This window comes from Segatella copri, assembly GCF_026015625.1.
Lineage (GTDB): Bacteria > Bacteroidota > Bacteroidia > Bacteroidales > Bacteroidaceae > Prevotella > Prevotella copri_H.
Genome location: NZ_JAPDVG010000001.1, coordinates 2619812 through 2645134, shown reverse-complemented (window position 1 = coordinate 2645134; position 25323 = coordinate 2619812). Strand labels below are relative to the sequence as shown.

Sequence of the window (25323 nt, the reverse complement as noted above, 5' to 3'; positions counted from 1 at the left end):
CAAACACCCTATAAAATTCTTCTTTTGGAAATTATAAATACATAATATGAAGGCTCTAAATTAGCATTTCTTGCTGCTAATTTAGAGCCTTGATTTTTTTAAAAAGTAATGCTTGGGGTATGGAAATAGCAGTAATGCTTTTGATAATCAGAACTTACTTTGTTCTTTCCTCAGACAGAATTTTTCTCAATTCCCGCTCGTACTGCGCAGCATTCTCAAAGCAGATGGCCTGCATTCCGAAACGCTGGGCGGCTTCTACATTCTCTATTCTGTCGTCAGCAAAAAGGCATTCTTCCGGTTTCAGATTGTATTTCTGGCAGATTCTTTCGTAAATCGCCCTGTCGGGTTTGATGATTTTCTCTTCTGAAGAAATCACCTGTCCTTCCAGAAGTTGGAAAATGGGATATTGGGCCATCGTTTCATGAACCTTGGTGCACCAGTTGGAAAGTCCGTAAAGGTGGTAGCCTTCTGCCTTCAACTGAGTCAGCAAGGTGCGCATACCTTCTTTTTCGCCCCTTACAAAATCGTTAAAGCGCTGGGCTACGGTTGCTATTTCTTTCTTGTATTGCGGCATGATCTGCTGCATCTTGCAGAAGGTTTCTTCGAAAGAATCTCCGCGATCCATGTTTTCATTCCACTTGCCATCTATCAGGAGATGATAGAATTCTTCAGTCTGTTCGTGGGTCTTGAATATCTGGTCAAGCGTTTCAAAGTATTCGTAATCTACGAGTACTTTTCCAAAATCAAAAATCAAATTCTTTATCATGATATTTTCCGTTTATGTTATTATTTCTGTTTTCATATCTCGTGCAGAGATACTCTTTTATGAAATAAGGCGCATCATTTTTACATAATGCGCCTTTTGTTTACCTATTATAATATATGCCTACCTGATGATTACTTCATCTTTCTTCACTTCATATTCCAGACCAGGAACCAGGTTCTTCAGGACAAACATGGCTCCCGAGAGGGTTTCGCCACGGTTGAAATGAACTGTAACCTTCGTCTTCTGGTGAATCTTTGAACGGAAGGTGAATTTCACTCCGTATGCATTACCCAGAATCTTACCAGCTTCTGCCAGCGTAACATCGTTCAGGTCAATCTCCTTGTTGCGCCAGCTTGTACCATCTTCTTCGGCCGAAACTTTGCGGAGGTTTACTGCCTTGGTCTTTACATTATATACTAACTGGTCGTTAGGCTTCATGCTGTAAACCTTGTCTTCCTGACCTATGATGCGGAGTTCTATCTTGCCGGTTTTGAGTGTGGCAGATACTTCATCTGTATTTGAATAAGATGAAACCGTAAAAGAGGTGCCCAAGTCGGTAATCTCGAAATGAGGAGTGCTGACGTGGAACGGCTGGGCATCATCATGCCTGATGTCAAAGAATGCCTCTCCCGACAGGAAAACCTTGCGTTCTTCTGCTCCCTTGAAAGAGGAAGGATAGAGGAGTACGGAACTCTGGCTGAGTCTTACTTTCGTTCCGTCTGCCAAGGCGATGACTTTGCTCTCTTCGTTGATGGTATGTTCCTGGAGCATGGTTACCAGTTTTATATCCTTGAGTTGGTTGTTCATCTGGACGTAGAGCTTGCCGAATACAATCAGTATCAGCAGCGGTACGAAGACGGCAGCCAGTTTGGCAAAGTTGAAGATTCGAAGCGATTTTTTCTTTTCTATTTCTCTTGTTTCTTCTGTTTCGAAGAGGCGGTTGTATGCAGCAGAAATTTCTTCTTCTTCCATATAGGCTGAATCAGCCTTGTCCCATAATTCTCTAAATGCTTCGTTCGCCTCTTTATCGTCTTGTGTATTGGAAATCCTATCTAATACCCTTTCTTTTATTTCATCCGGCACATTGTGCCCGCTATAATAATCTATGATATCCCTTATCTTTGTTGCCATAATAAAAACTTCATTTATTTTTAAGACATGTTTCAATGGTGTTACACCCAATGCCAAGGTAACAAAATCATCAAATATAAGGCTTTTTTAATTTCTTTAAGAGCTAGGTTAAGATGATTTTCTACCGTTTTCTTCTGAATACCCAGGCGCTGGGCTATCTCTTCGTTCTTGAGATGCTGTTCGCGGCTCATGCGATAAATCATCTGGCGTTGTTGCGGCATGCTTTCTACCACCATGTCGATGAGCAGCTGGGTATCCTTTGCCACCACATCGTCATGTGGCGAAGATTCGTTGGCGTATCTGTCTGGCAGACTGTCAATATCTATTGGGATGATGTGCTTGGAGGAAATATAGTTGATGACAGTATATTTTGCCAAAATAAAGAGGTAGGAATCGAAGTCCTGGATATCGGCAAACTTCTCGCGTTTGTTCCATACCTTTAAGAAGATGAGCTGGCTGACGTCATCAGCATCATCTTCGTTTTTCAAGAGCATGGCCACAAAACGGTGTACCTTAGGATAGAACCTGCGGAACATCGTTTCGTATGCTTTCTTGTCTCCTTTCGACATTAATAATATTGTTTCTTTTTCTATTTCCATTCTTGCGATTATGTATGTTTAATACGATAATAGCTGCAAAATTAAACAAAATATCTGAAATTGCAAGCTTTTGCGGGCATTATTTCGGGAAAGGCACATAAAAATGTCCTTTTTATCCCTTTCTTCCGAAATCGGCTGGAATCTCGCCCCATTTCTTCGTCTCCCATTTTATAATAGGTATGTTGATGGGGTGGGTGCGGAGCCAGTTTTCGGCTCGGGCGATGACCTGGTAGAGCTGTTCGGTCTGGGGAGTGCGCTCCAGTTTGGTCTTGCATTGTTTCTTGCTTACCCAGAGCTGGGCATTCACGCTGTCGCTATAAATTACCTTGTCGGTAATGCCCTTCTGCTGCATCAGGGCGAGGGCGTGGACGATGGCGAGAAACTCGCCGATGTTGTTGGTGCCGTGGATAGGACCATAATGGAAAACCTGGGCACCGGTCTGAAGGTCGATGCATTGGTATTCCATCGGACCGGGATTGCCGGAACAGGCGGCATCCACAGCCCAGGCGTTGGCTCTTACCTCGTTGGGCAGAGGCAAAACTGTATCGTTTCTCCATGAAGGAGGATTTACGGGCATTTTATTCATCTTTATTCTTTTTGGGGTTGGAAAACAAAAAGGATTGGCTAAAACTGAAATGAGCATGTGCCTTGGAGTCGAGCTCCAGGGCCATGCTCATTATGTCAAATAGTCAATATTTTTTTATTTTTAAATTGTAGGTTATTATATCTTATGTATATATTACATTCTTTCTGGAACCTCGATGCCGAGCAGAGACATACCGTTCTTCAGGATCTTAGCCACGTTGGCTGCAAGAACCAGACGGGTAATCTTCTCAGCCTCGCTCTCAGCATTCAGGATGCTGTAGTCGTGATAGAACTGGTTGAACTCCTTGGTCAACTCATAGCAGTAGTTAGCGATACCGCCAGGGTTGTAGTTGTTGCCGGCATCGGCTACGGCTGCTGCGAAGTCGTTCATCTTCTGGATGAGGTCGATCTCCTTCTCGTTGATAGGAGCATCTGCACCCAACTCTGCAGGAATCTCGATGCCCTCAGCTGCTGCCTTGCGCATGATGCTGCGGATACGAGCGTAGGTATACTGGATGAAAGGACCTGTATTACCGTTGAAGTCGATACTCTCTTCTGGGTTGAAGAGCATGTTCTTGCGGGCATCTACCTTGAGGATGAAGTACTTCAACGCTCCGAGACCCACGATGCGTGAAATCTCCTGGCGCTCTTCCTCGCTCATGTCCTTGAACTTGCCAAGCTCATCGCTTGTCTGGCGAGCATCCTTAATCATCTCTGCCATCAGGTCATCAGCATCTACTACGGTTCCCTCGCGGCTCTTCATCTTACCGTTAGGCAACTCTACCATTCCGTAAGAGAAGTGAACCAAGTCCTTACCCCACTTGAAACCGAGACGGTCGAGCAGGATAGAGAGCACCTGGAAGTGGTAGTTCTGCTCGTTACCTACTACGTAGATCATCTTGTCGATAGGGAAGTCCTTGAAACGGAGGTCGGCAGTACCGATGTCCTGAGTCATATAAACAGAGGTGCCGTCTGAACGGAGCAGGAGTTTCTGGTCGAGGCCCTCGTTGGTGAGATCAGCCCAGACAGAGTTATCATCCTTGCGGAAGAAGAGACCCTTCTCCAATCCTTCCTCTACCTTCTTCTTACCTTCGAGGTAAGTATTTGACTCATAATATATCTTGTCGAAACTTACACCCATCATCTTGTAAGTCTCATCGAAGCCAGCGTAAACCCAGCTGTTCATCTTCTGCCAGAGTGCACGAACTTCAGGGTCGTTGTTCTCCCACTTTACGAGCATCTCGTGAGCCTCCTTGATCAGCGGAGCCTCTACTTTAGCTTTCTCTGTGGCAGCTTCTTCGTCCATGCCCTCCTTCATATACTGAGCCTTGAGCTCTGCGATTTCCTCACGATAGTGCTTGTCGAAGGCTACATAGTAGTCGCCGATGAGGTGGTCGCCCTTCTTGCCGGAAGTTTCAGGAGTTTCGCCATTGCCCCACTTGAGCCAGGCGAGCATAGACTTACAGATGTGGATACCACGGTCGTTCACGATGTTTGTCTTGATTACCTTGTTGCCGTTAGCCTCCATAATCTGGGCCAATGACCAGCCGAGGAGGTTGTTGCGAACGTGACCGAGGTGGAGAGGCTTGTTGGTGTTAGGAGAAGAGTACTCAATCATGACGAGCGGGCTGTTCTCAGTAACTGGCTTCTCACCAAACTTAGGGTCAGCGTTGATGGTATTCAAGAGTCCTACCCAAGCGGCAGGAGCGATAGAAAGGTTGAGGAAACCCTTAACCACGTTGAAGTCTGCGATAACGTTAGCGCAGTTTTTCTTCAGGTATTCGCCGATTTCCTGTGCTGTATCCTCAGGCTTTTTCTTCGACATTTTGAGGAATGGGAATACGACGAGGGTAAGGTTACCTTCGAAATTACTCTTGGTCTTCTGCAGGGCTACCATCTTCTCAGGTACGTCCTGACCATAAAGCTCCTTCACCGCAGCGATGACCGAGCTGATGATTTCGTTTTCTATCTTCATTATTTAATATATCTTTTTTACCGGTAAAATTATCTTTTTAAACTGATTGAAGAGGGATTTGCAAGTTCCCTTTCCGTTTATGCGGCTGCAAATTTACAAATAATAATTGAATTGTGAAAGAAAAATTGCACATTCTTTTGTTTTTTGTCGCATTCTTTAGTTTTTTATTGCTTTTGCAACAGAAATGAAGTATTGCGGGGCTGTTGAAGACTGTCTTTAAAGGAAAGAACAGAAAGTATAAATGGGAATAGGAGCAAAGACCCCGCAAAAAGGGTCTTTGCTCCTATTCTTATCTGTTGGTAGCTGAATATAACTTCCGTGATTTATCCCTCAAGGATAATTGATGCCACGTCTTCGGGCGAATTCCATAGGAGTCCGTCTTGCAACTCGTCGTCGGTAAATCCGTTGAGTGCTTCCTGTGCTTCCCTTGGAGTAATGGCTGGAGTGCCGTCCTCGTTCTTAGTATCGAGCAAAGCCTGCAAGATGGCTGCTCTGTATTCTTCGATTGTCATCATAATTTTTATGTCGTTTCGTTGTTTATTTTATGATGGCAAAGGTAATGCATTTTTTTTGAAACACCAAACTTTTTTGTCATTTTCTTTTAGCGGATATTGAAAAAGTTTTATATTTCTATATGATATTCTATGATGGTATGGCTACCTTTAAAGGTGGAAACTGCAGCACAAAAGAAGATGTTTCATGGTGCTGACTATGTGTTCATGGCAGACATGTGGAACCCAAAGCACTTGAGTGACAGCAGACACTTGTGGGTACCTATTTCTTGGGAAAATGGTGCTCCGGTGTTGAAAAAACAAAAAAAAAACGGTCGTTCTGCTTGTTTCTAACTTAATTTTCATATATTTGCAGTTGCTTAGCTGAGGCTACCGGCAACATGGAGGCATATAAGATGCTCCAAGATATGCCTATATATAATAAGGTATAGAATAGCCTATATATAATAAGGTGTAATTTCAATCTAATGTATAAATAACTAACAAACATGAAACAGAGACTGTTCGTAACATTGAGTTTGGCAGGATTAGCAATGTCAACCTTTGGTGCAACCAAACCGAAGGCAGCCATTAAGTCGTTGAATAAGACGACCATCCAACAGCCAACTTACACAGAATGGCACGACCTTCAGGTGAATGCCATCAATCGTTTTCCGTTGCACACCAATTTCTTCACCTATCCGGCAGATGACTGGGTTTCTGAGAAAGACGGTAAGATCGTGAGCAAGGATATCCTGCACATGAACAAGACGGAGAGCAAGTATTTCCTTTCGCTCGACGGAACCTGGAAGTTCAACTGGGTGGCTAATGCCGACCAGCGTCCTACCGACTTCTACAAGGAAAATCTTGATGATTTCAAATGGAAGACCATGAATGTTCCAGGCAACTGGGAGATGAACGGATTCGGCGATCCGGAGTATGTAAATAATGGTTTTGCATGGCGTGAACATTTCAATGAGCAGCCACCAGCAGTTCCTACCAAGGATAACCATGTAGGTTCTTACCGTCGCATCATCGACATCCCAGCCAACTGGGATGGCAAGCAGGTTGTAGCTCATTTCGGTAGCGTTACTTCTAACATCTATCTCTATGTAAACGGCAAGTTTGTCGGTTATGCAGAGGATAGCAAGGTAGCTGCCGAGTTTGACATCACTCCTTATCTGAAGAAGGGCAAGAATCTGATTGCCTTCCAGACCTTCCGCTGGTGCGATGGTTCCTGGGATGAGGATCAGGACTTCTGGCGCTTGAGCGGTGTGGCTCGTGAGAGCTATCTCTTTGCCCGCGATGCCCAGTTGCATTTGGAGGATATCCGTGTTACTCCTGACCTTGTAAACAACTACAAGGATGGTGTGCTCAATATCTCTGCCAAGGTAAAGGGAACAGGCAAGCTGAACTTCATCCTCTTCGACAAAGAGGGCAAGCAGGTGGCTACAGCTACAGGATTGGCAAAGAATGGAACAGCCAACATTACGATGAACGTAGAGAATCCACACAAGTGGAATGCAGAGACACCTTATTTATATACCCTTCAGGTTTCCCTCTCAAGTGCGCTGAAGAATGGCAACATGAAATCAGCAAGCATGACTCCTGTCAAGGTAGGTTTCCGCAAGGTGGAAATCAAGAACAAGCAGTTCCTTGTCAACGGTCAGCCTGTGCTCATCAAGGGTGCCAACCGTCATGAGATTGACCCTGATGGAGGTTATGTATTGAGCATGGAACGCATGATTCAGGATATTAAGATTATGAAGCGCCTGAATATCAACGCTGTCCGTACCTGCCACTATCCTGATGATCCACGCTGGTACGAGCTCTGCGATGAGTATGGTATCTATGTGGTAGCTGAGGCTAACCAGGAGAGCCACGGTTTCCAGTATGGCGATGATGCAGCTGCCAAGAAGCCGATGTTTGCCAAGCAGATTCTGGAGCGCAACCAGCACAATGTTTCCATGTACTTCAATCATCCTAGTGTCGTAACCTGGAGTATGGGTAATGAGACTGTGATGGGCGATAACTTCCTGCAGGCTTACAAGTGGATCAAGAGCCAGGACCAGAGCCGTCCGGTTCAGTATGAGCAGGCTCGCAGAGGCGAGGGTACCGATATCTTCTGCCCTATGTACTATCCTGTAAGTGCTTGTGAAAAGTATGCTAAGGATCCTAACAGTCCGATGCCACTCATCCAGTGTGAGTACAACCATACCATGGGTAATTCAGGCGGTAACCTGAAGGAATACTGGGATCTGGTACGCAAGTATCCTATCTTCCAGGGTGGTTTCGACTGGGATTTCGTTGACCAGGGCTTGCACCGCAAGGTATTGAAGCCGATGACCATCAAGAATTCTGAGAAGATGAGCAATGAAGAACTCCGCAAGATAGAATATTGCTACGGTGGCGATTATAACAGTTACGACCCTAGCGACAACAACTTCAACTGCAATGGTATCATCGGCCCTGACCGTCAGCTCAATCCTCATGCCTACGAGGTAGCCTACCAGTATCAGAACATCTGGGCTAAGATGGTGAATGCAGAGAAGGGCGAAGTAAGTGTATACAATGAGAACTTCTTCCGCAATTTGAGCAACTATGCCTTGGCTTGGAGCCTCATTGAGGATGGCGTGGAGACTCAGAACGGTACCATCGCTGATATCGAAGTGGCTGCCCAGCAGACCAAGAACTTCACCATCCCTTACGACCTTTCTAAGGTAAAGGGCAAGGAGGTGTTCCTCAACATCGATTTCCGTCTGAAGAAGGCTGAACCTCTGATGGAGGCTGGTCAGATTGTGGCTTATGCCCAGCTGGCAGTGAAAGAGAAGAAGTGCTGCGGTCATTGTGCAGAAAACATGGCTAAGGCTCAGGACGGCAAGAAGGTGAAGGCTAAGCTCATCGACAAGAAGGGCGAGCAGGAGATCACCGTTACTACTCCTGATCTGACCGTGAAGGTGAACCGTACCACCGGTCTCATCTCTGAATATACCTATCGTGGCAAGTCGCTCCTCGGCGAGGGCGGTACCCTGAAGCCCAACTTCTGGCGTGCTCCTACCGATAATGATTTCGGTGCAGGCCTGCAGAAGAAGTTCCAGGTTTGGAAGAACCCTGTCATGAACCTGAAGGGTGTAGCTGTTGAAAAGGATAAGAAGGCAAACACCATCAGCATCTGTGCAACCTATGAGATGCCAGAGGTGAAGGGTGAACTGGAAATCGATTATCTCATCATGCCTAACACCGGTGCGATGAAGGTAAGCCAGGAGTTTGATGCTTCTGATGATGCCAAGGTCAGCGATCTGTTCCGTTTCGGTATGCTGATGCAGTTGCCATACGATATGGACAAGAGCCAGTATTACGGTCGTGGTCCTATCGAGAACTATTCTGACCGTGAGGACTGCATGCGCCTCGGAATCTACAGCGATGATGCCGACAACCAGTACTTCCCATACATCCGTCCACAGGAGAGTGGTACCAAGGGCGATATGCGCTGGTGGAACCAGACCGATGCTTCCGGCTTCGGATTCAAGGTGAAGAGCTGCAAGCCATTCTATGCTTCCGCCATCCACTTCGATACAGAAGAACTGGATGATGGTGATGACAAGGATCAGCGCCACAGTTTCAACCTGAAGAAGTCAAAATTCACCAATCTCTTCCTCGATGCAGAGCATTCTGGTGTGGCTGGTGAGAACTCTTGGGGTGCATGGCCTTTGGAGAAATATCGCCTCCATTATGGCGATAAGAACTTCACTTTCGTGCTCATTCCATTAGATAAATAGTAGAAAAGCAGGGATTTATACGAAAATCCAATATATTTAAACAGAAAATCCACCTTATTCGGGGTGGATTTTTTTATCTTTGCACCACCTATCACGGAAAAGTGTAGGTACAGCCTAAAAAATAAAAATAACGAACAATATGAGAAAAGCAAAAATTTTCGCAGCAGCATTGCTGGCGATGTCTTCACTCGGAGCTTTCGCACAGCATCAGTTTACTGTTCAGGCTAACAAGCCTGGAGCAGAAATCCAGCCTACCATGTATGGTATCTTCTTCGAGGATATCAACTTCGGTGCCGATGGTGGTCTTTATGCAGAGATGGTAGAGAACCGTTCCTTCGAATTTCCACAGCGCCTGATGGGATGGAATACATTCGGAAATGTAACCCTCAGCGACGTAAAACCTGCCTTCGACCGCAACCCTCATTATGTAACACTTGAGAGCGCAGGTGCACGTGAGAAGCAGACTGGTCTTGAGAACCGTGGCTTCTTCGGCATGGGCTTGAAGAAGGATATGAAGTACGATTTCACCGTATATGGCCGTCTTCATCTCATCGATGGCAAGCAGGGCAAGATTCGCGTAGAACTCGTCAATTCAAAGAATGATGTCATTGCCAAGCAGGTCATCAACATCACCAATAATAAATGGCAGAAGCTTACTGCTACCCTTACTTCTCCTCAGACCGATGCCAAGGGTTTGATGCGTGTTTATCTGGAGAAGGGTTCTGAGAGCGTAGATCTCGACCATATCTCTCTCTTCCCTGAGGACAACTGGAATGGTCTCCGTGCCGACCTCGTACAGGATTTGGCTGACTTGAAGCCAGGCATCTTCCGTTTCCCTGGCGGATGTATCGTAGAGGGAACCGACCTCGATACCCGTTATGAGTGGAAGAACTCTGTGGGCGCTCCTGAGAACCGTCCTCTGAACGAGAACCGCTGGAGAGATACCTTCCCACATCGCCTTTTCCCTAACTACTATCAGTCATTGGGCTTGGGCTTCTATGAGTATTTCCTCCTTTCAGAGAAGATTGGTGCTGAGCCATTGCCTATTCTCTCTGTAGGTCTGGCTTGCCAGTATCAGAACGATGATAAGGATCCTAATGCACATGTAGCAGTCAAGGATCTTCAGAGCTATATCGACGATGCACTCAACCTCATCGAGTTTGCCAATGGTCCTGTCACCTCTAAGTGGGGTAAGCTCCGTGCCGATATGGGTCATCCAGCACCATTCAATCTGAAGCAGATTGGTATCGGTAACGAGCAGTGGGGTCCTATGTATCCTGAGCGTCTGCAGAAGTTCATGGAGCAGATTCATGCCAAGTATCCAAAGATCAAGATCTGCGGTTCATCTGGTCCATCTGCTGATGGAAAGGATTTCGACTACGGTTGGAAGCAGATGCGTAAGTTGGGCGTAGACATGGTGGATGAGCACTACTACAAGAGTCCGGAATGGTTCCGCAGCAATGCCAGCCGTTACGACAAGTACGACCGCAAGGGTCCTAAGGTCTTTGCCGGCGAGTATGCTGCTCATGCCGAGAATGATCCAAACTCTTGGGAGGCAGCCCTTTCTGAGGCAGCTTTCATGACCGGTTTGGAGCGTAATGCTGATGTGGTTTATCAGGCTACCTATGCACCTCTCTTCGCTCATGTAGAGGGATGGCAGTGGCGTCCGGACCTCATCTGGTTCGATAACCTCAGCTCTGTCCGTTCTGCCAACTACTATGTTCAGCAGCTCTACGGCGAGAACAAGGGTACCAATGTGTTGAAACTTACCGAGAACGGCAAGGCTGTAGCAGGTGAGAATGGTCTCTATGCCACCGCTTGTTTCGACAAGGCTACCAAGAGCTACATCGTAAAGATTGCCAACACCTCTAACGAGGCAAAGGAAATCAACGTCACCTTTAATGGTATCAAGAAGTTGAACTCAGGTAAGGTAACTGTTCTCCATGCCGACGATATTCAGGCAGAAAACAAGATAGACAATAAAAATGTGGTTGTTCCTGTAGTATCAGATGCACAGGTTCAGGGCAATGTATTGAACGTGAAGATGAAGCCAAACAGCTTTGTTGTATACCGTTTCTAATTGCCGACCTCCAATCTTCAATAAATCATTAAGGTACAAATAGATAAGTGGATGATGTGAATCCCTTGCGACTCTAGTGGTTGCAAGGGATTTTTTCTCTTCTAATGCCCTTGAAATTACATGGCGACGCAGGAGTTTCTGTGTCAGGACGTAGGAAAAATTACGTCGCCATGTAGGAAAAAGGCACTTTTATTCCTAATCCTGCTTGTTAGCAGACTATTAACGGCTTCTCAATAGGGATAATGCATAGAGAGGCAGTATGGTGACATGCCTTATGGCATTATCGTCCTGCTTGTCAATGTAATCAAATGATCCAAAATTCTCTAAGGAACAACGGAATGCTTCGGTGAGCTTTTTCTCTCTCATGAATAGCCAGAGACTCTTCATGCCGCCCTGAGTGCCCGATTTGATTTCGATAGGGGTAATCTTCATGTTGTGGATTTCCAGATAGTCTATCTCGGCAACACTCTTCCCCTTCTGCTCCCAATAAAACATCTTCTGGCGCTGGATGCATGGTTTGTAACGCATCATCTCGAGTCCGGCAACCATTTCTGTTACGCCTCCCTTATTGACAAGTTCCTGAGGAGTGCCGGCTAAAATAAGTTCTATGAGCTGCTGAGACAGGTCGCCTTCCAGTTGAAGCACGGCTAACAGTAATCCTGGGTCCAGAAAGAGGACCTTCATGCTTTTCTCGTCAGCTTCCGCATCCAGCGGAATACCATTGCCCGAGGTAGCGACCACAGGAGTAACGATTCCTGCAAGTGTCAACAGGCGGAGGGCTTCTCTGATTTGTGAACTCTGATAATCTGCTGATATTTGCTTGTATGTCAACTTCTCTCCTGCCTGATGACAGATGCCACGCATCGTTGTGCGCAGTAAATCTGGGTTGACTCTCTTTTTATACTTGCTGAAATCATCTTCGTATGTCAGAATGATGTCTTCCTGGATGTTTCTGCATCGGTTGAAATCGTGTGTCTTGGTCCATGCCAGAACAGATTCCGGCATGCCTCCAACAAGCAGGTAGGTGCGGAAGTATTCCACGAGTTTATCATGGAAGGCTTGATCTAAAGACTGGTTTCCGTATGCTTCATTACGGAGAAGAATGAGTCCTTCTTCGTGATTGGCATACAGGAATTCATCGAAAGTCATCGGATACATGAAGAGCGAGTGAATCCTTCCTACTCCAAAAGTAGGGAGTTCCTGAAGCGTAAATTCCAGAAGTGATCCTGCGGCTATGACATGCAGTTCAGGATAATCTTCCTTGAAGAAGCGTAGTGCCATGATGGCTTCAGGGCATTCCTGGATTTCGTCGAGAAAGAGGAGCGTCTTACCTGCTTCTATAGGGACATTGATATAGCTACTGATTTTTTTAGCAATCAATCGTACGTCAATATCCCCCTGAAAGAAGGTTTTGATTGCCTTGTTACGTTCGAAGTTTACCTCGGCGAGATACTCGAATTGCTTTCCCAAGTTTTTAACTGCTGATGACTTCCCAACCTGTCGGGCACCACGAAGCAGCAAGGGTTTCCGCATGGAATCTTCCTTCCAGGCGAAGAGTTCTGAGTCTATGTTTCTATGTATATATTCTGCCATAATCGTAACTGTTTGAATAACAGGTGCAAATATAGCGAAAATACTCAAATCCGAGAAATAAATCGCGTTAAAATACTCAAATCCGAGAAATAATCGGCGATAAAATACTCAAATCCGAGAAATAATATGCGTGAATTGTCTTATCTTTTGCAGGCTAAGAATAAGAAAAGTTTGAATTTTGCATAAAAAATACGCTCAAACGCTAGCAATTTGCTCATTTTTTCGTAACTTTGCACCCGCAAACTTATAATTAATAATAAAAGAAAGAATGGCTAATTTGAGATTTGAGGTTGTAGCCGAGGCCTTTAAGAAAAGACCTGTAGAGGTAGAGGCTCCCAAGGTGCGCCCTTCGGAGTACTTCGCCAAGTATGTATTCAACCGCCAGAAGATGTACAAGTATCTGCCATCTGATGTGTATGAGAAACTCATCGATGTGATAGACAACGGTACTCGTCTGGACCGTTCCATCGCTGATGCCGTGGCTGCCGGCATGAAGCTCTGGGCTGAGGAAAACGGGGTAACACATTATACTCACTGGTTCCAGCCATTGACAGAAGGTACTGCCGAGAAGCATGATGCCTTCGTGGAGCATGACGGAAAGGGTGGTATGATTGAGGAATTCTCTGGCAAATTGCTTGTCCAGCAGGAACCTGATGCCAGCTCATTCCCTAACGGCGGTATCCGCAACACCTTCGAGGCTCGTGGCTATTCTGCATGGGATCCAACATCGCCTGTGTTCATCATCGACGATACCCTCTGTATCCCTACCATCTTTATATCTTATACCGGAGAGGCTTTGGACTACAAGGCTCCATTGCTCCGCTCGCTCCATACTCTGAGTGAGGCGGCTACCGAGGTGTGCCACTATTTTTACCCTCAGGTGAAGAAGGTGCAGACCAATCTCGGATGGGAGCAGGAGTACTTCCTGGTAGATGAGAGTCTCTATTCGGCTCGCCCTGACCTGATGCTTACAGGCCGTACCCTGATGGGACACGACTCTGCGAAGAACCAGCAGATGGACGACCACTATTTCGGAACAATCCCTGAGCGTGTGCAGGCTTTCATGAAGGATCTGGAAATCCAGGCACTTGAACTCGGCATCCCTTGCAAGACCCGTCATAACGAGGTGGCACCAAACCAGTTTGAGCTGGCGCCTATCTATGAGGAGTGCAATCTTGCCGTAGACCATAATATGCTCCTGATGAGTCTGATGAAGCGTGTGGCTCATAAGCACAGTTTCCGTGTACTCCTTCACGAGAAGCCATTCGCAGGCGTCAACGGTTCGGGCAAGCACAACAACTGGAGTCTCTGCACCGATACTGGCGTACTGCTCCATGCTGCAGGCAAGACACCAGAGGATAACCTTCGCTTCGTAGTCTTCATCGTAGAGACCCTGATGGGCGTTTACAAGCACAATGGACTGCTGAAGGCATCTATCATGAGTGCTACCAATGCCCATCGTCTGGGAGCCAACGAGGCACCACCAGCCATCATCTCTTCATTCCTCGGAAAGCAGCTCACCGATCTGCTCGACCATATCGAAAAGGCAGACAAGGAAGAACTCTTCGCCCTGGCTGGCAAGAAAGGTATGGAGCTGGATATCCCTGAGATTCCGGAGCTGATGATCGATAACACCGACCGCAACCGTACCTCTCCATTCGCCTTCACCGGAAACCGTTTCGAGTTCCGTGCCGTAGGTTCAGAGGCCAACTGTGCGTCATCCCTCATCGTACTGAATGCTGCCGTAGCTGAGGCTCTCGAAAATTTCAAGGCTCGTGTAGATGCCTTGATAGCAAAGGGCGAGGACCAGACATCGGCTATTATAGATATTGTACGCGAGGATATCAAAACCTGCAAGCCTATCCGCTTCGACGGCAACGGCTATTCAGATGAGTGGAAGGAAGAGGCTCAGAAGCGAGGCTTGGACTGCGAGGCATCCTGCCCGGTAGTCTTCGACCGTTATCTGGACAAGGAAAGCATCGAGATGTTTGCCAAGACCAACGTGATGAGCGAGAGCGAGTTGAAGGCGCGCAACGAGGTGAAGTGGGAGACCTATACCAAGAAGATTCAGATTGAGGCTCGTGTGATGGGCGACCTGACCATGAACCACATCATCCCAGTGGCAACCCACTATCAGAGCCGTCTGGCAAAGAATGTAGAGGGCATGATTCACATCTTCGGTGGCGAGGAAGGCAAGAAGCTGACTGCCCGCAACGTGAAGATTATCCGTGAGATAGCCGAGCGCACCGAGGCAATAGAGCGTGGTGTAGAGGCATTGGTAGATGCCCGCAAGGTAGCCAACAAGATAGAGAGTGAGCGCGAGAAGGCAGTAGCATATCACGACACGGTAGCTCCAAAGATGGAGGAAATCCGTTATCAGATAGACAAGCTCGAGCTTCTCGTAGCCGATGAACTTTGGACATTGCCAAAGTATCGTGAGCTGCTGTTCATCAGATAATATTTCCTGGATAAGGAATTGATATAATAAAAAAGAGTGCATTGCCGTTAACAATGCACTCTTTTTTTGCTTATCCTGAGCAGAAAAGCGCAAACTAAGTTAAATATTCATAAAAGTTTGGGGTTAAAACTCGTAACCTACACATAATCAAATAAAAATGTGTAATTTTGCAGTCCGATTATTTCGGGGATACGCTTAGAGTCCCCAAGATATGGTGTGTTAATAGCATGCCCTGTGGCCGGGGTATGTGGTTAGTGAATCACCTGTCTGAATAGTGAGTAAAAAAGATTAAAAACGTTTTTTAGTAGTAAATTTAAATTTTAAAATGGACACATTAAGTTACAAGACTATTTCCGTAAACAAGGAAACAGCTAAGAAAGAGTGGGTCGTAATCGACGCTACCGACCAGGTTGTAGGTCGCCTCTGCTCTAAGGTTGCTAAATTGCTCCGCGGAAAGTACAAGCCAACTTTCACTCCACACGTAGATTGTGGTGACAACGTAATCATTATCAATGCCGCTAAGGTAGTTTTCACAGGTAAGAAGGAAACAGATAAGGTTTACACTCGTTACACTGGTTATCCAGGTGGTCAGCGCTTCAACACTCCAGCAGAGTTGCGCAAGCGTCCTGATGGAATGGACAAGATCCTCCGTCACGCTATCAAGGGTATGTTGCCAAAGGGCCCTCTCGGTCGTTCTTTGATGGACAACCTCTTCATTTACGATGGCACAGAGCACAAGCACGAGGCACAGCAGCCAAAGGCTATTGATATTAACCAGTATAAATAATTAAGGTAGAATGGAAGTAATTAATGCAATTGGTCGCCGTAAGAGCGCTGTAGCTCGTGTATACCTCACAGAGGGTACCGGTAAGATCACAATCAACAAGAAAGATATTGAGACATATTTCCCATCAGCAATCCTTCGCTATGTAGTAAAGCAGCCATTGCAGTTGCTCGAAGCTGAGGGTAAGTATGATATTAAGGCAAACCTCGACGGTGGTGGTTTCACCGGTCAGAGCCAGGCTCTCCGCCTCGCTATCGCTCGCGCACTCGTTAAGATCGACGCTAACGATAAGAAGGCTTTGAAGGATGCAGGCTTCATGACACGTGACTCACGTGCTGTTGAGCGTAAGAAGCCAGGTCAGCCAAAGGCTCGTCGTCGCTTCCAGTTCAGCAAGCGTTAATCTTATACATATTTTATTATATATATACAGATTATATATAGCTGAGCTAAAAAGTTTAGTATCTAAATCGGTGAGATTCCATTAATCGGGGACTACTCATCGACTGATCTAACATTAGATTCAAAAAGAAAGTAAACACAATTAAAAAAGAAAAAACAATGTCAAGAACAAATTTTGACCAGTTACTTCAGGCAGGTTGCCACTTCGGACACCTCCGTCGCAAGTGGAATCCAGCAATGGCTCCTTACATCTTCATGGAGCGTAACGGTATTCATATTATCGACCTCAACAAGACTGTCGCTAAGATCGACGAGGCTGCTGAGGCTCTCAAGACAATTGCCAAGACAGGTAGAAAGATCCTGTTTGTCGCTACTAAAAAACAAGCTAAGGACGTAGTTGCTGAGAAGGCAGCTTCTATCAATATGCCATACGTAAACGAGCGTTGGGCTGGTGGTATGCTCACCAACTTCCCTACAATCCGTAAGGCAGTTAAGAAAATGACAAACATCGATCGTCTGTTGAACGATGGTACATTCTCTAACCTCTCTAAGCGCGAGTTGCTTCAGGTAAGCCGCCAGCGTGCTAAGTTGGAGAAGAACCTCGGTTCTATCGCAGATATGGCTCGTCTCCCAGTAGCCCTCTTCGTTGTTGACGTAATGAAGGAGCATATTGCTGTTAAGGAGGCTAACCGTCTTGGTATTCCAGTGTTCGGTATCGTAGATACCAACTCTGATCCTAAGAATGTTGATTACGTTATCCCAGCTAACGACGATGCTAAGGATTCTGTAGATGCTATCCTTACTGCAGTTTGCGGTGCTATCGCTGAGGCTCTTGAGGAGCGCAAGGCTGAGAAGGCTGACGACAAGGCTGCTGCTGAGCAGAAGGACCAGCCTAAGAAGAAGGCTGCCCGCAAGGACGAGGCTGAGTAATTAGGCAAAGAAATATATACTGAAGCCATTGATTCTGTTTATGATTCGATGGCTTTAGTAGCTTTTAAGCAAAGATTATTATTAACTTTTTAATATAAAAATATTATTATGGCTGTTTCAATTGAAGATATCAAGAAACTTCGCGCTATGACTGGTGCTGGTCTTGCTGACGTTAAGAAGGCACTCACAGAGGCTGAAGGTGATTTCGATAAGGCAAAGGAGTTGCTCCGTGAGCGTGGTCTCGCTATCGCTGCTAAGCGTTCTGACCGTGAGACTTCTAACGGTTGCGTTCTCGTTAAGAAGGTTAACGATTTCGCTGCTATCATCGCTCTCAAGTGCGAGACTGACTTCGTAGCTAACGGTGCTGACTTCATCAAGTTGACATCTGACATCCTCGACGCTGCTATCGCTGCCAAGGCTCACACTCTCGACGAGGTGAAGACTTTGAAGGTTGGCGATGCAGATGCTCAGGCTGCTGTTACACAGCGCTCTGGTATCACTGGCGAGAAGATGGAGCTCGACGGCTACTGTGTTCTCGAGGGTGACAACATCGAGGTTTACGACCACATGAACAAGCACACTTTGTGTACTATGGTTCAGCTCAACGAGAACAACGAGGAGGCTGGTCACAAGGTAGCTATGCAGGTTGCTGCTATGCGCCCTGTAGCTCTCGACGAGTCTTCTGTTTCTAATGAGACTAAGAAGACTGAGCTCGAGGTTGCTGTAGCCAAGACTAAGGAAGAGCTCGTAGAGAAGGCTGTTAACGCAGCATTGAAGAAGGCTGGCATCAACCCAGCTCACGTTGACTCTGAGGAGCACATCGAGAGCAACACCAAGAAGGGTTGGTTGACACCTGAGCAGGCTGAAGAGGCTCGCAACATCAAGAAGACTGTTGGTGAGGAGAAGGCTGCTACTTTGAACCCTACTATGATCCAGAACATTGCTAATGGTCGTCTGGCTAAGTTCTTCAAGGAGAACTGCCTCGTTGACCAGGAGTTCCAGTTCGGTGACGGTGACAAGCAGACTGTTGCTCAGTACCTCGCTTCTCAGAGCAAGGATCTCAAGATCGTTGCTTACCAGCGCTTTACTCTTGCTGCTGAGTAATCATTACTCAAAAGCAAGCGTTAATTTGACTTATAGTTAAATTAGAATACCCGGGAGTTATGAAGTTAAGCCTCGCTTTGCTTCTAACTCCCATTTCTTTTTTATATAAAAATTTGATGTTATGAAGATATTTGCCATCGGTATGAACTATACCGAACACAATAAATCGCTGCATGGTACGTTATCTAAACCAGAGCGTCCTGTCATCTTTACCAAGGCAGATTCTGCTTTGCTCAATAACGGCAAGCCTTTCTTCATCCCTGATCATCTGGGAAGAATAGAGTATGAAACCGAAGTAGTGGTCAGAATTTCCAAGTTGGGAAAGACCATTCCGCAGCGTTTCGCCCACCGCTATTACGATGCAGTAACCGTAGGTATCGACTTTACGGCACGCGAGATGCAGAAGAAGCTGCGCGAGGCTGGCCAGCCTTGGGAACTCGCCAAGGGATTCGACGGTTCTGCGGTTATCGGCGAATGGGTCGACATCCAGAAGTTCCGTGATATCCAGGCACTGCACTTCCGCCTCGACCTCAATGACAAGACCGTACAGGAAGGCTGCACGAGCGATATGCTCTACAAGGTAGATGAAATCATCTCCTACATCAGCCAGTACTTCACGCTCAAGACGGGCGACCTGCTCTATACCGGATGTCCTACAGGCTGCGGTCCTGTCAACATCGACGACCATCTCGTAGGCTATCTCGAAGACAGGAAGGTGCTCGATTTTCACTGTAAATAAATAATATTGCAAGTAATATATCGATATGAACACAACAAAGGTTTGGAAATACATGCTGCTGGCATGCCTGCTCATGCTGGTGGCTCCTGCTCAGGCACAGCGATTCTTCAATCTGACCTCTTCAGAAGTCAGAGTAGATTCCGTGTTGCCCCGTTTCGTGTATTCCATTCCTTTGACCGGTGCATATCGTGACTCCGTATATACCGTCAGCCTGAAATATGGCGAGTATATCGACATGACTGCCTCCGACATCGCCAATTACAACCGCCTGTCGGGTGCAGTTCCTCCTGAGCAGGTATTTCCACAGCAGCGGGTTACCGAATGCCGTAAGCAGGGCGTACTCCAGATAGATTTCAGTCCTGTCGTATTCCGCAATAACCGCCATCAGCTGCTGGTCAGCTTCATGCTTCAGGTAGATGCTCGTCCTCTGAAGCGCTCCGAGCGTTCCAGTCGAGGTTCTCTGTTGGCTAAGGGCAAAGTATCAGCCTTCACTTCTTCTGATGCTTTGCGCTCAGCTACCTCCCTCTATGCCTCCCATTCCGTTCTTGCCTCAGGCAGATGGGCGAAGATCAGAGTCAGCGAAACCGGTTTCCATCAGCTTACCGAACAGGTAGTGCGCCAGGCAGGCTTCTCCGATATCAGCAAGGTGAAGATTTACGGCTATGGCGGCAATCTGCAGAACGAAGCCCTTCTGGCGAGCGAACTGCAGGCTACCGACGATTTGCAGGAAGTTCCCCAGTGCATCGTTGGCGGCAAGCATTATTTCTATGCCCAGGGTCCGGTATCCTGGAAGTCAGAAACCGCCCTCCAGCGCATCCGTAATCCTTATTCCGATTACGGCTACTATTTTATTACCCAGACCGATGAAGCACCACTGGAGCAGGATTCAGCTACCTTTGTCTCTTCTCATTATCCGCAGCCTTACGATTATCATTCCCTCTATGAGTCAGATGGTTACAGCTACTATCATGGCGGCAGGAATCTCTTCGATGCAGAAGAACTGAAGGTGGGCGATGAGAAGAAAGTGGTGATTACGAATACCACCGGTTCTGCGATAGGCAAACTCTCCGTAGCCCTGACTACCGCCACAGACAGCAAGGCTCAGATACTGAAGAATGGCAAGGCTTTGGGCGAAATCACCCTTTCTCTCATGAATGACAATCCTACGGAGGAAACAGCTTACCTCAAGGCTACAGAGCGGGTTGTCACCTATCCCGATTCCGATTTCCAGGATAAGGATACCATCTCCATCAAGGTCATGTCGGGCGCTTCCATCCGCCTCGATTATATCTCCGTAACGTGGGCAGAGCCTGGAAGCTGTGCCTTTACCGCTGCCAACCTTGCCTCCGGTGGAAAGATTCCGGCTGCCCAGTATGTCTACGGAATCACCAACCAGGATCATCATGCCGATGGAGCAGCCGATATGGTCATCATCATCCCGACCTCACAGAAACTGCTGAAACAGGCTCAGCGGCTGAAAGAATTTCATGAACAGCACGACGGACTGCGCGTTACCATTGTGCCTGCCGATGAACTCTATAACGAATTTTCTAGCGGTACCCCCGATGCCAACGCCTACCGCCGCTACCTGCGCATGCTTTCCGATAAGGCGCAGAGCGAGGCTGACATGCCGAAATATCTCCTGCTCTTCGGCGACTGCGTATGGGATAACCGCATGCTTACCTCTGGTTGCAGAACCCTGAATCCTGACGATTACCTGCTGTGCTTTGAGAGTGAAAACTCCTTCAGCGCCGTATCCTGCTTCGTCAGCGACAGCTGGTTCGGTATGCTCGGCGAGGGAGCCGGACTGTATCCTAACCGCGAGCTGCAGGATGTAGCCGTAGGCCGTTTCCCGGTAACTTATGCAGAAGAAGCCCAGGTGCTGGTAGACAAGACCATCAGTTATGCTCAGAATGCCAATGTAGGCGCCTGGCAGAACACCCTGATGTTTATGGGCGATGACGGAAACGAAAACATCCACATGAAGGATGCCGATGAGGTGGCAAATGATGTGCTCACCACCTATCCCGCCTATCTTGTCAAGAAGGTGATGTGGGATGCTTATACCCGCGAAACCTCCTCTTCGGGCAATACCTATCCTGAGGCTGCTAAAATCATCAAACAGCAGCAGGCGGCGGGAGCCCTCATCATGGATTATGCCGGACATGGCGATCCTACCCAGATGTCGAGCGAATCGGTTCTGAAACTCACCGATTTTACCAATTTCCGCAATACCAACCTGTCGCTCTGGGTAACCGCCTCCTGCGATATCATGCCGTTCGACGGTCTCGAAGCCAATATCGGCGAATCAGCGCTGCTCAATGATAAAGGTGGCGCAGTAGCCTTCTATGGTACCACCCGTACCGTTTACGCCCAGTATAACAGACATATCAACCGCGCCTTCATCTACAGAGTGCTCAGTCTGGTTAACGGCAAGCCTATCACGATAGGCGAGGCACACCGGTTGGCGCAGAACGATCTCGTAACCGGAACCGGACCAACTTCCGGCTCCGATGTCACGGTGAACCATCTCAACTATTCCCTCTTGGGCGACCCGGCGCTTGCGCTCAATCTGCCTAAGCGTCAGATAGTAGTAGATTCCATCAACGGCATCCCTGTTGCCGGAGCCGCAACCCTGCCGATGCTGAAGGCAGGCTCTATCGCCCGCATGGCAGGTCATATCGAGGGAGCAGACGACTTCCGGGGCGTCATCACCGCTACCGTAAGAGATTCCAAGGAGACGGTTACCTGTCGACTGAACGATACCGGCAAGGATGGCGCTGAGAAGGCTTTCGAATACAAAGACAGAACCAAGACCCTGTATCAGGGCACCGATAGCGTAAGAGGTGGCAAGTTTGCCTTCTCCTTTGCCGTTCCGCTGGATATCAATTATTCCAACCAGAGCGGTCTGGTCAACCTCTATGCGGTGAATACCTCCAAGACCCTCTCTGCCCACGGCTCCTGCGAGCAGTTTACGGTAGGCGAGAGCGAGGAGCAGAAGAACGATTCCATCGGTCCTTCCATCTACTGCTATCTCAATTCGCCTTCCTTCGTAGATGGCGGCAATGTCAACACCACCCCGTTCTTTGTGGCAAAGATAACCGATAAGGACGGAATCAATGCTGCCGGAAGCGGTATCGGCCACGACCTGCAGCTGGTGATAGATGGCGACATGTCGAAGACCTACGTGCTGAACAGCAATTTCACCTACGATTTCGGAACCTATACCAGCGGTTCCACCTATTACAGCATACCGCAACTGGAACCGGGCAAGCACGAACTCACCTTCCGAGCCTGGGATATCCAGAACAACAGTTCTACGGTGCAGCTCCGTTTCAATGTGGTGAAGGCACTGAGTCCGGCGCTCTTCGATGTGGGCGTAACCGCCAATCCGGCTAAGACCTCCACCACCTTCATCATTAGTCACGACCGCACAGAGAGCGATATGGACGTGGTGGTAGAAGTGTTCGATTCGTCGGGCAGACAGCACTGGCGCCATTCCGAAAGCGGTGTACCTACCTCGGGCAGCTATACCGTCAGCTGGGATCTCACCTCCGATAGCGGCACCCCTCTGGGCACCGGCGTATATCTCTATCGTGTCAAGGTGGCGAGCGATGGCAGCAGCTACACCTCTAAAGTCAAGAAACTCATCATTATCAAATAAAAAATATATTTACAATGGCAATGAAAAGAATCTATAAGATATTCATCTTGGGATGTCTCGCTCTGATGGCATCAGAAGTGAAGGCGCAGGATAAGAAAGATCTCTTCAATCCTGTGAACTATGCAGTCATTTCGCAAACCATAGCTCCTGATGCCCGTGGTGGCGGTTTGGGAGATGTCGGTGCGGCTACCGACCCTGATGTCAACTCCCAGTACTGGAATCCGGCAAAATATCCTTTCACCATTTCGCGTGCCGGAGTGTCGCTCAGTTTCACTCCTTGGCTGCGCTCGCTGGTCAATGATATGAATCTTGCCTATCTCTCTGGCTATTACCGTATTGGCGATTACAGTGCCGTATCAGCATCGCTCCGCTATTTCAATATGGGCGAAGTGTTTACCAGTCAGGAAGGTGCCGAGAGTGGCAAGGGTATGACCATCAATCCTTACGAGATGTCGGTCGATGTGGCTTATTCTCTGATGCTCAGCGAGAAGTTCTCTCTTGCTGCCGCCATCCGCTGGATCTATTCCGATATGCGCTTCGATTATACCGAAGACAATTCGCCAGCTTCCGCTTTCGCAGCCGATATCGCTGCCTATTACCAGAACTATGTGGTCATCGGCCAGCGCGAATGCCAGTTGGGTTTGGGCTTGAATATTTCTAACATCGGTAGTAAGATTACCTTCAGCGGCAAGGAGTATGGCGAGTTCCTGCCAGCCAACATGCGTCTGGGTGCTTCGCTGATGATACCTATCGACGAATACAACCGCGTTACTCTGGCAGCCGATGCCAACAAGTATCTGGTGCCTACCGTTCCGAAGCAGGAAGAGGGTGAGGACAATTCAGAATATGAAGACCGTGTGCATCGTGAGTATGATGATATTTCGGGCATCAGCGGTATCTTCAAGAGTTTCAGCGATGCCCCTGGCGGTTTCAAGGAAGAGCTGGAGGAAATCAACTACGGTCTGGGTGCCGAGTATGTATACAATGATAAGTTTGCGCTCCGTGCCGGTTATCATCACGAGAGTCAGAGCAAGGGTAACCGCAAGTACTTCACTGTAGGTGCCGGTTTCAAGATGAATGTCTTCTCGCTCGATGCTGCTTATGTGGTGGCTACCGCCAAGAGCAACCCGCTCGACCAGACCCTCCGCTTCACCTTGTCGTTTGATATGGATGGACTGAAGGACCTGTTTAAAAGGTAATGTTGAGTGTTGAATGTTGAATGAATAGTGTTGAATGTTGAATGTTGAATGTTGAATTAGGCTAGCGCCCTTGAGTCCGTTAGGCAAAAATTCAACATTCAACATTCAACATTCAACATTCAATTAATTTAAAGTTATGAATATACGTGTAGGATTTGGATATGATGTCCACAAGCTGGTGGAGAACCGCGACTTGTGGCTGGGAGGAATCAAGATAGATTATGAACTGGGATTGCTGGGCCACAGCGATGCCGATGTGCTGATACATGCCATTTGCGATGCCCTGCTGGGCGCTGCCAACATGCGTGATATCGGATATCATTTCCCGGATACGGCAGCAGAGACACTGAATGTGGATTCTAAGATTCTGCTCCGCAAAACGATGGAACTGATAGCTACCAAGGGCTATACACTGGGCAATATCGATGCCACAGTCTGTGCCGAACGCCCTAAACTCAACCCGCATGTGCCAGCCATGAAAGCCTGTCTGGCAGAGGTAATGGGGGTAGACGAAGACCAGATATCCATCAAGGCAACAACCACCGAGAAACTCGGATTCACGGGCAGAATGGAGGGCATCTCCGCCTATGCCACCGTTCTTATCCAGAAAGGATAGAACGCAATCAACACGCCCTTAATCGGGCAGCACGCAATCAGCAAGGCGCCCTGTAAGGGCAAAAGCTTTATATTCTGCAAAATGTAGAAAAAGTGTCAGAAAGTTGTTAATTTCCGTTTCTTTTGTTCATTTTTGCTTGATATATATCAAAAAAATGCAAAAACGTCACACTTTCTTGGCTGAATATTTGGTGAATAGCCGAAATAGTAGTAATTTTGCAGTGTCAAAAGGTTAATAGATTGTTTAGGTTAGTAGTAATAGATTTAGGTTTTTAGTTATTAGGTTTTAAGGTAGATTGTTTAACCGATAATTGAGAAAGTCGTGAGACTATTTTGATTAGATTTTTTAAGTTAAACATATTGCATGCCACAGCTCGTTGAGAGTTGTGGTATGTTTTTTTATGCCCCTTTCTCCCCCTTCCGTTTCCTCTT

At 47.3% G+C, this 25323-nt stretch carries 19 protein-coding genes; 12 read left to right on the top strand and 7 right to left on the bottom strand.

Annotated elements, in window-relative coordinates:
* Positions 1 to 154: 154 nt before the first annotated feature.
* The 6 genes from ONT19_RS11085 to ONT19_RS11060 form a co-directional block, all read right to left on the bottom strand.
* Complete coding sequence (locus ONT19_RS11085) at positions 155 to 766, bottom strand: HAD family hydrolase (protein ID WP_264951973.1); 612 nt, start codon at positions 764 to 766, stop codon at positions 155 to 157.
* Positions 767 to 886: 120 nt separating this feature from the next.
* On the bottom strand, positions 887 to 1897 hold the full coding sequence (locus ONT19_RS11080; RefSeq protein WP_264951972.1) for a FecR family protein: 1011 nt from the start codon (positions 1895 to 1897) through the stop codon (positions 887 to 889).
* 41 nt (positions 1898 to 1938) lie between these two features.
* Positions 1939 to 2466, bottom strand: coding sequence for an RNA polymerase sigma-70 factor (locus ONT19_RS11075; RefSeq protein ID WP_259337642.1), 528 nt, complete (start codon positions 2464 to 2466; stop codon positions 1939 to 1941).
* Between the two features lie 142 nt (positions 2467 to 2608).
* Positions 2609 to 3082, bottom strand: a complete 474-nt coding sequence (locus tag ONT19_RS11070; protein WP_117691849.1) for an RNase H family protein — start codon at positions 3080 to 3082, stop codon at positions 2609 to 2611.
* 153 nt (positions 3083 to 3235) lie between these two features.
* Positions 3236 to 5056 carry an arginine--tRNA ligase gene (gene argS / locus ONT19_RS11065; protein ID WP_117727336.1) on the bottom strand — a complete coding sequence of 607 codons (1821 nt, stop codon included), beginning with the start codon at positions 5054 to 5056 and terminating at the stop codon, positions 3236 to 3238.
* Positions 5057 to 5379: 323 nt separating this feature from the next.
* A complete protein-coding gene (locus ONT19_RS11060) occupies positions 5380 to 5571 on the bottom strand; it encodes a hypothetical protein (RefSeq protein ID WP_118065154.1) in 192 nt (63 codons plus the stop codon).
* Positions 5572 to 5700: 129 nt separating this feature from the next.
* Between ONT19_RS11060 and ONT19_RS11055 the strand changes: the two genes are divergently transcribed.
* From ONT19_RS11055 to ONT19_RS11045, 3 genes are all read left to right on the top strand, one after another.
* A complete protein-coding gene (locus tag ONT19_RS11055) occupies positions 5701 to 5901 on the top strand; it encodes a hypothetical protein (RefSeq protein ID WP_264951971.1) in 201 nt (66 codons plus the stop codon).
* A gap of 155 nt (positions 5902 to 6056) precedes the next feature.
* Complete coding sequence (locus ONT19_RS11050; protein ID WP_264951970.1) at positions 6057 to 9326, top strand: glycoside hydrolase family 2 TIM barrel-domain containing protein; 3270 nt, start codon at positions 6057 to 6059, stop codon at positions 9324 to 9326.
* Between the two features lie 139 nt (positions 9327 to 9465).
* Complete coding sequence (locus ONT19_RS11045) at positions 9466 to 11406, top strand: alpha-L-arabinofuranosidase C-terminal domain-containing protein (RefSeq protein ID WP_264951969.1); 1941 nt, start codon at positions 9466 to 9468, stop codon at positions 11404 to 11406.
* A gap of 219 nt (positions 11407 to 11625) precedes the next feature.
* Here the strand turns inward: ONT19_RS11045 and ONT19_RS11040 are convergent, their stop codons facing one another.
* Positions 11626 to 12999, bottom strand: coding sequence for an ATP-binding protein (locus ONT19_RS11040; protein ID WP_264951968.1), 1374 nt, complete (start codon positions 12997 to 12999; stop codon positions 11626 to 11628).
* A 268-nt stretch (positions 13000 to 13267) separates the two neighbouring features.
* Between ONT19_RS11040 and ONT19_RS11035 the strand changes: the two genes are divergently transcribed.
* The 9 genes from ONT19_RS11035 to ispF all read left to right on the top strand — a co-directional run bounded on the left by ONT19_RS11035 (position 13268) and on the right by ispF (position 24892).
* Complete coding sequence (locus tag ONT19_RS11035) at positions 13268 to 15457, top strand: glutamine synthetase III family protein (RefSeq protein WP_264951967.1); 2190 nt, start codon at positions 13268 to 13270, stop codon at positions 15455 to 15457.
* 325 nt (positions 15458 to 15782) lie between these two features.
* A complete protein-coding gene (gene rplM / locus ONT19_RS11030) occupies positions 15783 to 16244 on the top strand; it encodes a 50S ribosomal protein L13 (RefSeq protein ID WP_006848007.1) in 462 nt (153 codons plus the stop codon).
* A 10-nt stretch (positions 16245 to 16254) separates the two neighbouring features.
* Entirely contained in the window at positions 16255 to 16641 is a 387-nt protein-coding gene (gene rpsI, locus ONT19_RS11025) for a 30S ribosomal protein S9 (protein ID WP_006848006.1), read from the top strand.
* 158 nt (positions 16642 to 16799) lie between these two features.
* A complete protein-coding gene (gene rpsB / locus ONT19_RS11020; RefSeq protein ID WP_022120437.1) occupies positions 16800 to 17570 on the top strand; it encodes a 30S ribosomal protein S2 in 771 nt (256 codons plus the stop codon).
* 108 nt (positions 17571 to 17678) lie between these two features.
* Positions 17679 to 18674, top strand: a complete 996-nt coding sequence (gene tsf / locus ONT19_RS11015; protein ID WP_264951966.1) for a translation elongation factor Ts — start codon at positions 17679 to 17681, stop codon at positions 18672 to 18674.
* A 121-nt stretch (positions 18675 to 18795) separates the two neighbouring features.
* Positions 18796 to 19413: a fumarylacetoacetate hydrolase family protein gene (locus tag ONT19_RS11010; protein ID WP_022120436.1), complete on the top strand. Its 618-nt coding sequence runs from the start codon at positions 18796 to 18798 to the stop codon at positions 19411 to 19413.
* A gap of 25 nt (positions 19414 to 19438) precedes the next feature.
* Positions 19439 to 23077, top strand: a complete 3639-nt coding sequence (gene porU, locus ONT19_RS11005; RefSeq protein WP_264951965.1) for a type IX secretion system sortase PorU — start codon at positions 19439 to 19441, stop codon at positions 23075 to 23077.
* Positions 23078 to 23097: 20 nt separating this feature from the next.
* A complete protein-coding gene (porV, locus tag ONT19_RS11000) occupies positions 23098 to 24276 on the top strand; it encodes a type IX secretion system outer membrane channel protein PorV (protein ID WP_264953058.1) in 1179 nt (392 codons plus the stop codon).
* Between the two features lie 136 nt (positions 24277 to 24412).
* The gene (gene ispF, locus ONT19_RS10995) at positions 24413 to 24892 is read left to right on the top strand and encodes a 2-C-methyl-D-erythritol 2,4-cyclodiphosphate synthase (protein ID WP_006848000.1); all 480 of its coding nucleotides are present in this window, start codon (positions 24413 to 24415) and stop codon (positions 24890 to 24892) included.
* Positions 24893 to 25323 lie beyond the last annotated feature (431 nt).

What these genes read in the sequence shown, in the direction of transcription:
- rplM (WP_006848007.1), top strand. Translation starts at nt 15,783, where the DNA reads ATGGACACATTAAGTTACAAGACTATTTCCGTAAACAAGGAAACAGCT.
- tsf (WP_264951966.1), top strand. Translation starts at nt 17,679, where the DNA reads ATGGCTGTTTCAATTGAAGATATCAAGAAACTTCGCGCTATGACTGGT.
- porV (WP_264953058.1), top strand. Translation starts at nt 23,098, where the DNA reads ATGAAAAGAATCTATAAGATATTCATCTTGGGATGTCTCGCTCTGATG.
- ONT19_RS11040 (WP_264951968.1), bottom strand. Translation starts at nt 12,999, where the DNA reads ATGGCAGAATATATACATAGAAACATAGACTCAGAACTCTTCGCCTGG.
- ONT19_RS11080 (WP_264951972.1), bottom strand. Translation starts at nt 1,897, where the DNA reads ATGGCAACAAAGATAAGGGATATCATAGATTATTATAGCGGGCACAAT.
- ONT19_RS11045 (WP_264951969.1), top strand. Translation starts at nt 9,466, where the DNA reads ATGAGAAAAGCAAAAATTTTCGCAGCAGCATTGCTGGCGATGTCTTCA.
- porU (WP_264951965.1), top strand. Translation starts at nt 19,439, where the DNA reads ATGAACACAACAAAGGTTTGGAAATACATGCTGCTGGCATGCCTGCTC.
- ONT19_RS11010 (WP_022120436.1), top strand. Translation starts at nt 18,796, where the DNA reads ATGAAGATATTTGCCATCGGTATGAACTATACCGAACACAATAAATCG.
- ONT19_RS11035 (WP_264951967.1), top strand. Translation starts at nt 13,268, where the DNA reads ATGGCTAATTTGAGATTTGAGGTTGTAGCCGAGGCCTTTAAGAAAAGA.
- rpsI (WP_006848006.1), top strand. Translation starts at nt 16,255, where the DNA reads ATGGAAGTAATTAATGCAATTGGTCGCCGTAAGAGCGCTGTAGCTCGT.
- ONT19_RS11075 (WP_259337642.1), bottom strand. Translation starts at nt 2,466, where the DNA reads ATGTCGAAAGGAGACAAGAAAGCATACGAAACGATGTTCCGCAGGTTC.
- ONT19_RS11060 (WP_118065154.1), bottom strand. Translation starts at nt 5,571, where the DNA reads ATGATGACAATCGAAGAATACAGAGCAGCCATCTTGCAGGCTTTGCTC.
- ONT19_RS11070 (WP_117691849.1), bottom strand. Translation starts at nt 3,082, where the DNA reads ATGAATAAAATGCCCGTAAATCCTCCTTCATGGAGAAACGATACAGTT.
- argS (WP_117727336.1), bottom strand. Translation starts at nt 5,056, where the DNA reads ATGAAGATAGAAAACGAAATCATCAGCTCGGTCATCGCTGCGGTGAAG.
- rpsB (WP_022120437.1), top strand. Translation starts at nt 16,800, where the DNA reads ATGTCAAGAACAAATTTTGACCAGTTACTTCAGGCAGGTTGCCACTTC.
- ONT19_RS11085 (WP_264951973.1), bottom strand. Translation starts at nt 766, where the DNA reads ATGATAAAGAATTTGATTTTTGATTTTGGAAAAGTACTCGTAGATTAC.
- ONT19_RS11050 (WP_264951970.1), top strand. Translation starts at nt 6,057, where the DNA reads ATGAAACAGAGACTGTTCGTAACATTGAGTTTGGCAGGATTAGCAATG.
- ONT19_RS11055 (WP_264951971.1), top strand. Translation starts at nt 5,701, where the DNA reads ATGATGGTATGGCTACCTTTAAAGGTGGAAACTGCAGCACAAAAGAAG.
- ispF (WP_006848000.1), top strand. Translation starts at nt 24,413, where the DNA reads ATGAATATACGTGTAGGATTTGGATATGATGTCCACAAGCTGGTGGAG.